The sequence below is a fragment of the Maribacter sp. MMG018 genome, assembly GCF_018100785.1.
GTDB lineage: Bacteria > Bacteroidota > Bacteroidia > Flavobacteriales > Flavobacteriaceae > Maribacter.
Genome location: NZ_JAGJEC010000004.1, coordinates 82,303 through 94,787, shown reverse-complemented (window position 1 = coordinate 94,787; position 12,485 = coordinate 82,303). Strand labels below are relative to the sequence as shown.

The window sequence follows — 12,485 nt, the reverse complement described above, 5'->3', positions numbered from 1 at the left end:
ATAATGAAGAATATAAGAAAGATACAAAAAATCATAGCTAACATACACCTTGTTTCAGGTTGTTTAATGGTTGTTTTAAGTGTAGCCTGCCAAACGAAAAAAACAACGACAGATGAATCTAATTTGTTAAGCAATCGCATAGATGATTATTTAAAACAAAGTGAGGCTAATGGGTTTTCAGGAGCAGTTTTGGTCGCTAAGAATGATACTATTATTTTAAATAAAGGATACGGATTTGCCGACAAAGAAAATAAGTTGGGCAATAAACCTAATACAGTTTATGATATTTGTTCTGTATCAAAACAGTTTACAGGTGCTGCTATTGTGAAATTAGCTGAAGACAATAAATTAAAATTGGATAGTCCTATCAGTACCTACTTTGACGATCTGCCAGAGGATAAAAAAGACATCACCATTCATCAGTTATTAACACATTCAGCTGGTTTTGGCCATGGTAGTACCGATGATTTTGATTTAACCCCAAGAGATATATATTTTTCAAATCTGTTTCAAGAGAAGTTGTTATTTACTCCAGGCTCAGAATATTCATATTCAAATTCAGGCTATAGTATTTTAGGACGAATTATTGAACTTGTTTCTGGTCAGGATTATGAAACGTATTTGAGTGAAAAATTATTCCAACCAGCAGGAATGCAACAGACTGGTTATTTATTACCCAATTGGGAAAACACGACTGTTGCCAATGAATATTTGCTTAACGTTTCTAATGAAGGTTCACATATTGCACAGTATAAACAAGATGGAGAAATCGCAAGAACGGTACTTGCAAATGGTGGCATACACTCCACAAATAATGACATGTACAAATGGTATCAAGCATTAAAGACAAATAAAATTTTGTCTCCGGAGTCATTTGAAAAACTCACAAAACCTTATGTAGCCGAATATGAAGATGAGTCGAGTCATTATGCTTATGGTTGGGCTGTTTATACCTCTAAAAGAGATACTAAAGTCATAACCCATAATGGATTTAATGGTGTTTCTTATAACGAGTTTGTATGGTTTCCAAAAGAAGATGTTGTTATACTATTTTCATCTAATGCATTTGTTAGACCAATAGGAGGAATGACTCGAGAAATAGAAAACATGTTATTTGATAAAACTTATATACCAAAAGAATTACCAAAATATATGGTAAGTGAACTTTACCAATTTACCGAAGCGTACAAGGGTACTGTTAACGATTTAGAGAAAGAATTAAAGCTAAAATTTGAAGATGTTATTGATTCACCAAGAAATCTAAATGGTTTAGGTGGGGTTTACTACAGAAAGGATCAAATGGAAAAAGCCATTGCCATTTATAAATTGAACACACAATTATTTCCTGAAGATGGAAATAGCTGGGATTCCCTTGGAGATGCATATTTTAAAGTTAATGAAAAAGAAAATGCTATTGGTGCTTACTCAAGAGCCTTGGAACTAAAGTCAGAAAATGATGATTGCTTTTGGTGTGAAAACTCTTCATCACAACTTCAAAAATTAAATTCTACTAATTAAATTTTATTCAATATGATGAATTCCTTGGAGAAACAACGCACCGAATTTGCGAACAGAAAATTTTTAGCAACGCCATTTTCTGGATTAATAGCCTGGTTGTTGGTTGGTGTTTCCGGTTTGATTTTCCCTGATCGTATAACAGTTTGGGTACTGTTTGTTACTACAGGGTGTATCGTTTATTTGGCCTTGTTGATTTCCAAATTTACCGGAGAGAATTTTCTTGACAAAAACAGACCCGAAAATGTTTTTGATGCCTTATTTATGTATACAGTGGCTCAAGCCGTTTTGGTCTATGGCATTGCCATCCCATTCTTTCTGACAGATTATACATCTTTACCATTGACCGTAGGTATTTTAACAGGAACCATGTGGTTGCCTTTCTCATGGATTATCAAACATTGGGCGGGAATATTTCATGCCGTTTTACGTACGGTTTTAATTGTACTTTTTTGGTATGTGTTTCCAGAACAACGGTTTGTGGTAATTCCATTCACCATAGTTGTAATTTATGTGATTACCATTTTTATTTTATTGAACCGAACTAAAAAAAGTATATGATGAAGTACGGCATCGTTACAGGAAGCAGCAGGGGGATAGGACTTGCAACGGTAGCGTTGTTATCTGAAAACCCAAATTTTGAAATTATTGGTAGTTCTACCTCGGGTAGGCACTCGCTAATTCGTCCAAATTTTAAAGCCTTAAAATTGGATTTGTCCAATAGTGTAGCCATCGCGGAATTTGTCGATAAACTCGGTGATGTTAAACTGGATTTTTTAATAAACAATGCAGGAATATTACTGGAAAAATGGGATGTTTCTGCGATAGACATGAACCAATTAAAACAAACCTTCAATATAAATGTTTTCGGGACTATAGAATTAACTGAAAAATTGCTTCCAAGATTAAATTCCAATGGGCATATCATCAATATAACTTCAGATTGGGGTTCCTTTAGTGAACCAAATTTCGATGCCTTTCAACCACATTACAAAATGTCCAAAGCCACGTTGAATATGTATACTAAGTTACTTGCAAAACGACTAGAGGAACAACATATTAAAGTATCGTCTCTAGATCCAGGGTGGACACAAACCGATATGGGAGGAAAAGTTGCCCCTCGTTTACCAAAAGATGTAGCAGCTGATATTTTAAATTTATTAAATAATAAGGTAGAAACAGGGCAGTTTTGGCACCAAGGAAAGGTCAGAAAGTGGTAACCCCAAAAACACCATGCTTCTTAACTATAGTCAATGAATAAATTTTAACCCAACAATACATTTGCTTCATAAAATAAATTAATATTATGAGCATAAAGAAAGTATTATTGGGGATGTTGGTATGTGTATCCTTAACATCCTGTTCCGTACAACAGTTTGCAGTGAATACAGAAACACAACCCTTTGAAAATGGAGGAAAAGTGTTTGGGGAAAAGACAAAGGAATTAACCTTTAAGAAAACAAGTGATTTGCATCTGCTTGGCATCAATGTAAAGGAAAGTAATGTGGAGGCACTTGTTAGCGTAATGGATGCTGAAAAGTATACCATTGAAACGAAATCCAGTTTATGGCTTCGAATCCTTTCATTAGGAATGGTAGATCTTAAAACTGTAAAAGTGATAAAAAGGGAAGAATAATTCTTTTCCTAATTTGATGATTATTAAGATGCTCTAGAATATGTTTCTAGGGCATCATTCTTACCTCTTTGTTAATCTTTTACGTATTCTACTTAATGATTCGGGCTTTACACCTAAATAACTTGCTAGATGATATTGCGGTACACGTTGAAGTAAATCAGGTCTTGTTTCTAAAAGGTTTTTATATCGCTCCTCTGGGCTAGATGTAATAAATTTAGCTAAAGCTTCTTGTTGCTCGCCGAAATCATTTTCCATAGACATTCTGCACAAAGCTTCATATTTTGGGACACGTTCGAATAATTCCTGTTCTTTGTCATAATTCAAAACAGCCAATTTACAGTCTTCAACACATTCAAAATAGTGATTGGAAGGTGTTTTATTTGTATAACTCTGTAATGAAGCTAAAGATTCATCTTCTACATAAAACTCAGTGGTTCGTTCTTCACCATCAATAATGTAATATTTTCTAACACACCCTTCGATAACAAAGTAAGAATCTCTTGATATCTGCCCTTCTTTTAAGAGTATAGTTCCTTTTTCAAATGATATAATAGGTATACATTCTATAAATGCAGTACTTTCCTTTTCGGTAAGCGTAAGGAATCTGGAAATTAATTTGACTATGTCATTCTCCATATGGCACTAAATTAAGAATTAATCATATCCCCTTTAGTACCCTTTTTTTTACTTTATTATCAATAAATCATTCATCACATCCATTTGGTGCAATATTTCCGTGCCATCACTACTATCTTTCATTGCTTTTACCCATTTTTTGGTGTTTTCGGGAAGTTTACTTCCTGCTTTCTTCCATGTTTCCCTATCTGGCCATTGGGCATATGCGATATAATTACCTTCTGAGTCTTTGTGAAGTCGTGAACCTAGACCACCTGAATAGGTCATAAATGCCTTTGTCAATTTTTCCCAGGCAATTTCAAAGTCGTTCTCATGATCCTCTATAACATTGAACTTATAAATTATGGCGTGCATCGTTTTATCTTTTTTATAAAGGTGATTTGGAGAAATAGAGGGTCAATCCCAACTACTGGATGTTGATAAAGCATATTGCCCACCTCCACTTAAGTAAAATACAATTCCAGCAATTAGATAAATAAACAATAAATCCAGCGACCATCCTCCAAACTCATTCAATTTAAATATATTTTGGGTTTGAGCCATGGCAATTGCCAAGAAACAATTAAAGGAAAAAATCAGTCCGGCCAATCTGGTCCTAAATCCGATCATGAGCATTATAGGAGCGACTATCTCACCGACAAATACGCCATTTGCCATAATCTTGGGCAAACCAAATTGCTCTAAAAGACTTCCTATAAATCCCGTACCATCAATTATTTTGTTTATACCATAAATCAACATGGTAAAAGGTATCGCTAATCTTAAGATAAAAATTGCAAGGTTTTTGTTTTTTTTCATTTTATTGAATATTTAAGGTTAAAAATTATACTTCACAAATACACCCATGTTTTCTAATTTTTTTTGGGCATTGTTGAACTGATCTAGATTTAAAGCTAGCCCCGTAATCATTTGTTTTTTTCGAATTCCGATTTTGAACTGTTGCAATCCCCTTATATATCCATCCCCGTTGATGTTGGCCGTTGCAAGTAGGTTTATGTATCCTTCAAGGCCATGACCTAAATCCGGCGTATAACTGAACACCACGGATTGTTCAAATGAGAACCCCTTTTGATAGGTGCTGCCCGCCGTATAGGTAAAGGAAAAATTGTTCGTTTTCATGGAAAACCCGAGGGATACCGTGCAGAATGCCCCTGGGTTCTTTATTCCAATGGCCGTATTGAGTTTAATCTTTTCGTTGAAATGATACGAGAAATTATTTCTGATAAAATAGATGTTGTTGGCGTCTTCTTCATACTCCGTATCAAATAGAGTCAGTTGATCTATAGATAATCTGGAATTTATGGAATATCCAATAAAATGTTTATAGGTGACAGATCTGTTCCCCAATACCATATCTGGCGAAAAGTCCAGTTCTTGGCCCGTAACGTTTAGCACGGTCAAATCAGTTAAAATGAGTATGGCTATATTTTTAGACATTGCAACTGTTTATTGTGTGCAACAAATTTATTATCAGTGTTTTATGTGTTTATTAAGGTAGTTTAAGAAATGACGAGGAAAGAAATAAAACCAAAAAAGAATTTCAACGGATTATATAACAAAAGGTAATTGCTCTTCATTTAATTGTGAAAAACAATTACCCCGTCACTTTACAATCATATCAAGTAATCAATCCATGGGCAAGGCGTAGCTTTTCAATACTCCATAAGTTTTAAAGCCCATTTTAGTGTATATTCTTTCCCCTGCTTTTGAGGCGACCAAGTATATTTTTTTACTTTGATTCTTTAGGGCTTCATGCACTAAAAGTTGTGTCATTTTTTTTCCAAGTCCCAATCCCCTATAATCGGCCTTTGTCCCAATCATATGGATACCGGATACCCCATTCTTATCCAAATAGACCATGCCACAACTCACAAAAGAATCCTGATATTTTCCGATAAAGAGTTTAAGGGAAGGGGTCTTGTAAAGTGGAATTATCGTAGATGCTTTAACAGGGTATTCAAAGGACATGGATGCTACTTGAGCAAAATGCTCCGCCTCGCTCTCCGAACTGACCATGATAAAATCGGACTCCCTAACATTATCATAGAAATTTTTATTGGTTGTCAAGGCCATGGCCTTTAAGGTAGAAGTCAAATTGAATCCATAAGAGGTCAGCCTTTTTTCAAAGGACTCCTTTTCATATATAGCTAGTGAATTAGGTAGCTTTTTAGACCTGATATTTTGCTGGAGGTCTTTTATTGTGATTACTTCAGGGTTTACATTGAAGATCTTACTAGGCCATGCGTTTTCAGAAGGGACTGTACTGTTAAAACCTGTTCCTGTTATAAGAAATCCGCCATTAAGCCCTATCTCATTCCAAAACTCGAATAAATGTTCGATTATTTTTTTGTTCATGATTATTATATTTAGAGTTAAACTGACAACGGATGAATTATGAAATTTTATTCTATAATACCCTTGTAGTTCAAAGGAGAATTGATATTCTCTTATAAAAACCCTTTTGATTTAAGTTGGGAGGTAATGTTGGCCATTAGCTCATTAATATCATTTGAATCATCTACCATATTGACTGGTTGATCCGTTAAAAGGGCAACGACCAACTTTTGAAGTACGTAGGTTTCTTGTATGTTAGTAAGACGACCCGTATTCTCATTAAAATGTTGTTGAAAACTGCCTAAAGAAAATCGACCTACGGGTTGGCCTCCCCAACGCTGCACCAAGTTTCCCATTATTTCCAAATGTGAGCTCCCTCCCGTTGCCCCTGGTGATGTACTTATGAGAAGAATGGGCTTGTCGCCAAAGAAACGCTGGTCTATTCTTGAAAGCCAGTCGATGGTGTTTTTTAAAAATGCGGAAGGAAGACCATTATGTTCGGGAGAGGCTAGAATAAAACCTTCCGCAGTGGTAAACAATTGAAAAAGTTCTTTGGCCTTATTGGGAATACCCCTTTTTTCTATTTCTTGACTGTAAATAGGTAGTTTATATTCTTTAAGGTCCACAAATTCAATTCCTCGATTCGGGAATTCCTTAATTATGTATTTTGTTAATTTTTCGTTTATTGAATCTGGATTGTTACTTCCTGTAAATGCGATTATTTTTTTCACTTTGCACTGATTTAAGATTACGGTACAAACCTATGGGTGACAAAAGTGAATAATCTTAAGGTGGATTAAGAAAGGGGTTCTATCGCAAATTTTTTCGAAGTGCACTTAAAAATTCAGGGGTGATGCCTAGATAAGAAGCGACCATATACTGGGGGACCCTTTGTTCAATATCCCTGTATTTTGTACGAAATTCCAAATAACGTTCTTCAGCAGGTTTGGCCATAGCATCGATAGTACGATATTGAAAAGCAACATAAGCCTTTTCAAATTTCAACCTAAAAAAGCGCTCAACGGCAGGAACCTCGTTATAGAGATCATTTAAAGTGTCTCGATGTATTTGTAGAACAGTGCTTTTTTCCAAAGCTTGTACAAATTGTTTAGCAGGTGTCTGGGTAAGATAGCTATACAAATCATTTACCCACCACCCTTCGATTCCAAATTGAACGATATGTTCCTTAGCCTCATCGTCCATATAATAGGCCCTTAGACAACCGTCTGCAATAAACTGCATATGCGAGGAGACTTCTCCAGTAAATAGCAAAACCTCTTTTTTGTCTAGATGTTTCTTTTTGAAGCTATTTCTAACAATAACTTCTTCGGTAGGGGATAATTGAATAATTCTCCTTAAGTGTGCTATGAGTTTATCTTTTGCCTGCAAAACTAAAAAGTATGCTATTAAGATAGTAAAAATCAACTACTCCCTCTTAGAACTTTGTAATGACTTGAATAAGAGCTGTAAACTATTGAAAGCTAAAATATATAAGGTCGGGAGAAAATATTACAATCCAATTTCTTTCAAACTTTCAAATTCTTCATCGACTAATGGGAAAATCAAAATGGTGATGTTTATAGATTTGTATATGGATTCGACTTACCGGACATCTAAATTTATGCTTCAATAAATAGTAGGTGATAGGGTAGGTTATCCATTCTTTGGTAGCTAATAAAGATTATTATGGGTAGGTTTTAAGATGGTGGAATGAGGTGTCAATGTTAGTTTAGGGTTTGTCTTAAAGAAAATAGGGGTGTCTAGGGTAGTTAGTGGGGGTACTTTTGGGGGTAAAAGGAGGGGTGGGAGATACTAGGGTTGTTATGGGGGTGACCCTATGGAGGCAAAGGGGGTGTTTTATGTAAATAGGGTAGTGCCAAGGGCAATCAAATTAGAACAAGACATTTTTTATTACTTATTATTGGCCAAATTTCAAACACTATACCCTAATCTTTAACCTTTTATTTAAAATCAACTTTTGGCGAACTTTCTAATAAGTTAGGTAGAGAAAGCATGTCAGGATAGAACTGCTTTATAATGGTTTCAAAAAGACCTTATGATAATGAGATTTGTTCACAATCCAACGGTACACATGAGGTGTTTGTTAAACTGATAATTATTTATAAAAATAAAAAAAGTAAAGGTCCAGTGAAAACTGGACCTTTACTTTAAGCTTTGTAGCGGGAACTGGACTCGAACCAGTGACCTTCGGGTTATGAGCTCCAAGGGTGGAAAAATTCCAACGGTTTTATAGGGCTCAGCCACTATTAGATTATAAAATCGTATGCAAAAACGTATGCAGTTTTAGTTTTCTGGTTATTATAAAATTCTTGAGTAATTTATCAAAAAAGCAAGCAGATATTTTTTTAGACTCTTATCGTCTTCTAAGAATAGGCTCGCATAATTTAGGTACTTGATATGACATAATCTTGATTCTATTATTTATATTGAAAATGACTCTAAAGAGCTATTTGTAATTTCTTTTAATTAATGATTGTTAAAAAAGGAGAAAGCAGGAAACATGAACTTTGAGGTAACCAATTTAATTTATTCATTAATAAGATTCACGTGATTCTTTTTGTATTTTGAAATTAATTTAGGATTCAAATTTTTGTCTGTAATAACATAATCTATAATCGAAACTGGGGCGAAATTGACAAACGAGTCCTTTTCAATTTTTGTTGAATCACAAAGTAGAAAGACTTCATCGGCATTTTCTGCCATTTTTAATGTAATTAAAGATTCATTTTCATCATATGAAGATAATCCTCTGGATAGTGATATTCCATCGGAGCCAATAAAAGCCTTAGTTGCATGATAATGTGAAATGGACCGTTCCGCTGAAGGGCCATATATTGCTTTTCGCTCATTAAGAACTTCACCGCCAATTACAATCAGTTTAATATTATCGAAGTTAATAAGCTCGGATACAACGGGAAGAGAATTGGTGATAACTGTTAATTCTTTATTGGAAATATATTTTGAGAGAAAAGAAATAGTTGAACCACAATCGATAAAAATAATATCATTATCATTTACGAACTTAGAAGCAATTTTGCAGATATACTCCTTGTTGTCCATGTTTTGGTTCATTTTATTACTATAGGTAAAGAGGTTTTCTGTAGCAGTGTTTTTAGTCGCACCTCCATGCGTTCTAATGAGTAAACCTTTTCCTTCTAATTCTGATAAATCACGCCGAATAGTTGCTTCCGAAGCCTGACATTCATCAACGATTTCTTGTACGGAGACCGAATCTTCTTCTTTCAAAAGATTTAAAATGATCTTTTTCCGAGACTCTGGTGTTTTGATTCTGGTTTTTTTATTATTCATTATATTCAATTCTACTTTAGTATTCAGAAATAAATGATTATCTCATTCAATAAGTTACAAAACTAATCAAGTTAATCCGATTTGAAAGAAATTCAGTATTAAATTTAAGTTGAATGAGTTTATTTAAAAAGCGTTTTATAATGGTGTTTTAAGACGACAGTCTATTAAGTATTTTAAAAACAATTCTCTGATAACTAACTATATGGTTTGTATTTATAAAAAATAATGTTGGTTTTGTTTTTCTGAGTTAATACTTCTACAAATGGTTTTTAATAAAAATAGCTAGCCAGTTAATTTTTAGTGATTAGTAGTGATAGTTTCTGGAGTCGGCTGGTTGATATATCTGGAGATGATAACGTGATTTTCTTTACTTTTCCTGTAAGTAGGCGTAAATCAAACTTAAACCAAAAAATGAGTTTTAAATACAAATGTCAAGAATGTAATTATAAATGTTTGGATAATTAATTAAAATGATTACATTTGATTGAATTTGATTAAAACGAACATAAAATGATTGTTGAATTTTATGGTATTCGTTTAATCGGCTAGCAGAAGTATAATAAAAGGTTGTACATGTACTTGTCTCTAACATATGTTAAGTATAGTATAAGTGTTTAACGATTTTGTAGATACAGATGGGGAAGGGTTTAGTGGTTATATTTTGTTCGATTCTATTTTAATTTAAGAGATGGGTAACATTAATTAAGTGGGGTAGAAAGTACAGTTGTTCTTGTTGCTGGTTAGTTGTAAAGAGGGTAGGGAAGAATAAAACATTGCGATAGTCATAATAACTTAAGAAGTTATAGTTAATAAATTAAATTTTTAATAATGAATAAAGATTGGTGGAAAAAAGAAGCAAAAGGTATACCCCATATAATTACTGAATTGCCTGGTTCAAAGTCTCGAAAAATGCATGCTAATACAAGTAAGTATATTCGAGGACTTTCTTCGCAGGTTAAACAATTTCCCGTTGCCTTTTCTGAAGGGTCTGGAATTACCTTAACGGATGTGGATAATAATAGGTACTTAGATTTTTCATCCGGTATTTATGTAGCTTCTCTAGGTCATTGTCACCCAAAAATATCTGAAGCTGTTTCAAAATGGGCGAAAAAGTTAATGAATTGTCATGATTTTGCCACGCCTGTAAAGGAGAAGTTGCTAGAGAAAATGGCAGATGTGTTACCGGGGAATCTTAACTCTATTCAGTTGTATAGCGATGGTACTACAGCTGTAGAGGCGGGGATTAGGGCGGCTCGAGCGATTGGTAATCGTCATGAGTTTATATCTTGTTATAAAGATTTTCATGGCAAGACTATGGGGTCTGTTAATATGGCTCGAATGATTAGAGGAGATGTTTTTAGTTATGGTCCTACGAGAACGGCCGGTTTTTATATGGTCCCGCGTCCTGATCCTTATCGTCCTGTTTTTAAAAAGATTGATGGGTCAATTGATACCGATGCTTATATAGATTTTTATAGGCAATTTATTCAAGAAGCTACAGTCGGAAATGTTGCGGCGTTTGTTTTAGAGCCTGCTCAAGGTTGGGGAGGGTCTATTTTTCCTCCAGAGGATTTCTTTCCTAAACTTCAACAATTATGTCAAGAAAAAGATATTCTGTTTTTCGCTGATGAAGTATTAACGGGTATGGGTAGAACGGGTGAATGGTTATGTATGAATCATTGGGACGTAGTTCCCGATATTGTTACATTGGGTAAGTCGTTTGGTAATGGGTTTCCGGTAACCGCTATGGTTGTCAAAGAGGAGCATGCTGAAGCTTTGGATATGATTTCTGCATCGTCGAGTTATGGGGGTAATCCCATGGCATGTGCGGCGGCATTAGCTTCAATTGAGGTAATTGAAGAAGAACAGATTTTGGAAAATGTACGTGAGGTTGGTGCCCATTTCATGAAAAGAATGAAAAGAATGAAAGAGAATCATCCTATCATTGGAGATGTAAAAGGAAAAGGGTTTCTACTAGGAATGGAATTGGTGAAAGATAAGGCTACAAAAGAACCATTTGATGAGGCTGGAAAATTGGTTTATCAAAAAGCATTTTCTAAAGGGTTGGCATGGATTCCTGCAGGTCACATATTGCGAATGTCTCCACCGCTTATCATGGATAAAGAACATGCGGATATGGGATTGGATATTATAGAAGAGTCGATCACGGAAGTTGAAAAAGAATTTGGTTACAGATGAAAAATTATCGTTTAAATAGGTTGTTCAATGAAAAGTCAAATCGTTGTCTCAATGTGGCAATTGATCATGGTTTTTTTAATGAAGTTGGATTTTTAAAGAGTATTGAAAATATTCAATTGGCTGTAGAAACAGTGGTCGATGCGGCGCCAGATGCTATTCAACTTACAGTAGGTCAGGCTCATTATTTACAATCTTTGCCTGGAAAAAATAAGCCTACATTCGTTATGAGAACGGATGTTGCCAATGTTTATGGGCAAAAATTACCTAGTCATTTATTTAGTCGAATGATAGAACATCCTGTAGAGCAAGCTCTTAATCAGGATGCGGCTTGTGTAGTTGTCAACTTGTTCCAGATACCTGGTCAACCAATAGTAGCAGATCACTGTATCCAAAATATACTAAAAATAAAACCAATTTGCGAGCGTTTTTCAATGCCGCTAATGGTAGAGCCGCTTGTTTTTCAGCCTAATGAAAAGGCAGGAGGTTATATGGTAGATGGTGACCCCAGTATGATTTTGCCTTTGGTGCGTCAGGCCGTAGAATTAGGAGCTGATATTATCAAGGCGGACCCCACAAATGATGTAAACGATTATCATAAGGTAGTTGAAATAGCGGGGAAGATTCCGGTAATGGTAAGAGGAGGAGGGAAAGTATCCGATAAAGAGATTCTGGAAAGAACAAAGACATTGATTGATCAAGGAGTGTCGGGAATAGTGTATGGCAGAAATATTATTCAACATGAAAACCCAGGAGCGATAACCAAGGCGTTAATGGGTATTGTGCATGATGATATCACAGTTGGTCAGGCGTTAGAATTTCTTAAATAAAAGTCAAA

The 12,485-nt window shown here is 34.9% G+C and carries 14 protein-coding genes; 6 read left to right on the top strand and 8 right to left on the bottom strand.

All coding sequences use genetic code 11. The annotated features are described in order from the left end of the window. The first annotated feature begins 3 nt into the window (after positions 1–3). The 4 genes from J8L85_RS15470 to J8L85_RS15455 all read left to right on the top strand — a co-directional run bounded on the left by J8L85_RS15470 (position 4) and on the right by J8L85_RS15455 (position 3,151). A complete protein-coding gene (locus J8L85_RS15470) occupies positions 4–1,518 on the top strand; it encodes a serine hydrolase (RefSeq protein WP_211018775.1) in 1,515 nt (504 codons plus the stop codon). A gap of 12 nt (positions 1,519–1,530) precedes the next feature. Beyond that, positions 1,531–2,076 carry a hypothetical protein gene (locus J8L85_RS15465; RefSeq protein WP_211018773.1) on the top strand — a complete coding sequence of 182 codons (546 nt, stop codon included), beginning with the start codon at positions 1,531–1,533 and terminating at the stop codon, positions 2,074–2,076. After that, positions 2,073–2,735 carry an SDR family NAD(P)-dependent oxidoreductase gene (locus J8L85_RS15460; RefSeq protein WP_247656699.1) on the top strand — a complete coding sequence of 221 codons (663 nt, stop codon included), beginning with the start codon at positions 2,073–2,075 and terminating at the stop codon, positions 2,733–2,735. The genes J8L85_RS15465 and J8L85_RS15460 overlap by 4 nt, the downstream gene beginning before the upstream one ends. An 86-nt stretch (positions 2,736–2,821) precedes the next feature. Beyond that, on the top strand, positions 2,822–3,151 hold the full coding sequence (locus J8L85_RS15455) for a hypothetical protein (RefSeq protein ID WP_211018771.1): 330 nt from the start codon (positions 2,822–2,824) through the stop codon (positions 3,149–3,151). A gap of 60 nt (positions 3,152–3,211) precedes the next feature. Here the strand turns inward: J8L85_RS15455 and J8L85_RS15450 are convergent, their stop codons facing one another. The 8 genes from J8L85_RS15450 to J8L85_RS15415 form a co-directional block, all read right to left on the bottom strand. After that, positions 3,212–3,787, bottom strand: coding sequence for a Crp/Fnr family transcriptional regulator (locus J8L85_RS15450; RefSeq protein WP_211018769.1), 576 nt, complete (start codon positions 3,785–3,787; stop codon positions 3,212–3,214). A 48-nt stretch (positions 3,788–3,835) separates the two neighbouring features. Beyond that, on the bottom strand, positions 3,836–4,141 hold the full coding sequence (locus J8L85_RS15445) for an antibiotic biosynthesis monooxygenase (RefSeq protein WP_211018767.1): 306 nt from the start codon (positions 4,139–4,141) through the stop codon (positions 3,836–3,838). Positions 4,142–4,183: 42 nt separating this feature from the next. Continuing rightward, entirely contained in the window at positions 4,184–4,585 is a 402-nt protein-coding gene (locus J8L85_RS15440) for a DoxX family protein (RefSeq protein ID WP_211018764.1), read from the bottom strand. An 18-nt stretch (positions 4,586–4,603) separates the two neighbouring features. Further along, positions 4,604–5,224 (bottom strand): hypothetical protein, encoded by a 621-nt coding sequence (locus J8L85_RS15435; protein WP_211018763.1) that lies wholly within the window; start codon positions 5,222–5,224, stop codon positions 4,604–4,606. A gap of 189 nt (positions 5,225–5,413) precedes the next feature. Beyond that, the gene (locus J8L85_RS15430; protein WP_211018761.1) at positions 5,414–6,142 is read right to left on the bottom strand and encodes a GNAT family N-acetyltransferase; all 729 of its coding nucleotides are present in this window, start codon (positions 6,140–6,142) and stop codon (positions 5,414–5,416) included. A 92-nt stretch (positions 6,143–6,234) separates the two neighbouring features. Next, entirely contained in the window at positions 6,235–6,852 is a 618-nt protein-coding gene (locus tag J8L85_RS15425) for an NADPH-dependent FMN reductase (protein WP_211018759.1), read from the bottom strand. A gap of 79 nt (positions 6,853–6,931) precedes the next feature. Next, positions 6,932–7,510 carry a Crp/Fnr family transcriptional regulator gene (locus J8L85_RS15420; protein WP_247656698.1) on the bottom strand — a complete coding sequence of 193 codons (579 nt, stop codon included), beginning with the start codon at positions 7,508–7,510 and terminating at the stop codon, positions 6,932–6,934. A gap of 1,158 nt (positions 7,511–8,668) precedes the next feature. Next, complete coding sequence (locus J8L85_RS15415; RefSeq protein WP_211018757.1) at positions 8,669–9,451, bottom strand: DeoR/GlpR family DNA-binding transcription regulator; 783 nt, start codon at positions 9,449–9,451, stop codon at positions 8,669–8,671. An 828-nt stretch (positions 9,452–10,279) separates the two neighbouring features. Here J8L85_RS15415 and J8L85_RS15410 point away from each other — a divergent pair. Both J8L85_RS15410 and J8L85_RS15405 read left to right on the top strand, forming a co-directional pair. Continuing rightward, positions 10,280–11,650 carry an aspartate aminotransferase family protein gene (locus J8L85_RS15410; protein ID WP_211018755.1) on the top strand — a complete coding sequence of 457 codons (1,371 nt, stop codon included), beginning with the start codon at positions 10,280–10,282 and terminating at the stop codon, positions 11,648–11,650. Continuing rightward, positions 11,647–12,477: a hypothetical protein gene (locus tag J8L85_RS15405; RefSeq protein WP_211018753.1), complete on the top strand. Its 831-nt coding sequence runs from the start codon at positions 11,647–11,649 to the stop codon at positions 12,475–12,477. Before J8L85_RS15410 ends, J8L85_RS15405 begins: the two co-directional genes overlap by 4 nt. Positions 12,478–12,485: the final 8 nt, after the last annotated feature.

Coding starts and splice junctions, on each gene's coding strand:
- J8L85_RS15470 (WP_211018775.1), top strand. CDS start 4: ATGAAGAATATAAGAAAGATACAAAAAATCATAGCTAACATACACCTT.
- J8L85_RS15465 (WP_211018773.1), top strand. CDS start 1,531: ATGATGAATTCCTTGGAGAAACAACGCACCGAATTTGCGAACAGAAAA.
- J8L85_RS15460 (WP_247656699.1), top strand. CDS start 2,073: ATGATGAAGTACGGCATCGTTACAGGAAGCAGCAGGGGGATAGGACTT.
- J8L85_RS15455 (WP_211018771.1), top strand. CDS start 2,822: ATGAGCATAAAGAAAGTATTATTGGGGATGTTGGTATGTGTATCCTTA.
- J8L85_RS15450 (WP_211018769.1), bottom strand. CDS start 3,787: ATGGAGAATGACATAGTCAAATTAATTTCCAGATTCCTTACGCTTACC.
- J8L85_RS15445 (WP_211018767.1), bottom strand. CDS start 4,141: ATGCACGCCATAATTTATAAGTTCAATGTTATAGAGGATCATGAGAAC.
- J8L85_RS15440 (WP_211018764.1), bottom strand. CDS start 4,585: ATGAAAAAAAACAAAAACCTTGCAATTTTTATCTTAAGATTAGCGATA.
- J8L85_RS15435 (WP_211018763.1), bottom strand. CDS start 5,224: ATGTCTAAAAATATAGCCATACTCATTTTAACTGATTTGACCGTGCTA.
- J8L85_RS15430 (WP_211018761.1), bottom strand. CDS start 6,142: ATGAACAAAAAAATAATCGAACATTTATTCGAGTTTTGGAATGAGATA.
- J8L85_RS15415 (WP_211018757.1), bottom strand. CDS start 9,451: ATGAATAATAAAAAAACCAGAATCAAAACACCAGAGTCTCGGAAAAAG.
- J8L85_RS15410 (WP_211018755.1), top strand. CDS start 10,280: ATGAATAAAGATTGGTGGAAAAAAGAAGCAAAAGGTATACCCCATATA.
- J8L85_RS15405 (WP_211018753.1), top strand. CDS start 11,647: ATGAAAAATTATCGTTTAAATAGGTTGTTCAATGAAAAGTCAAATCGT.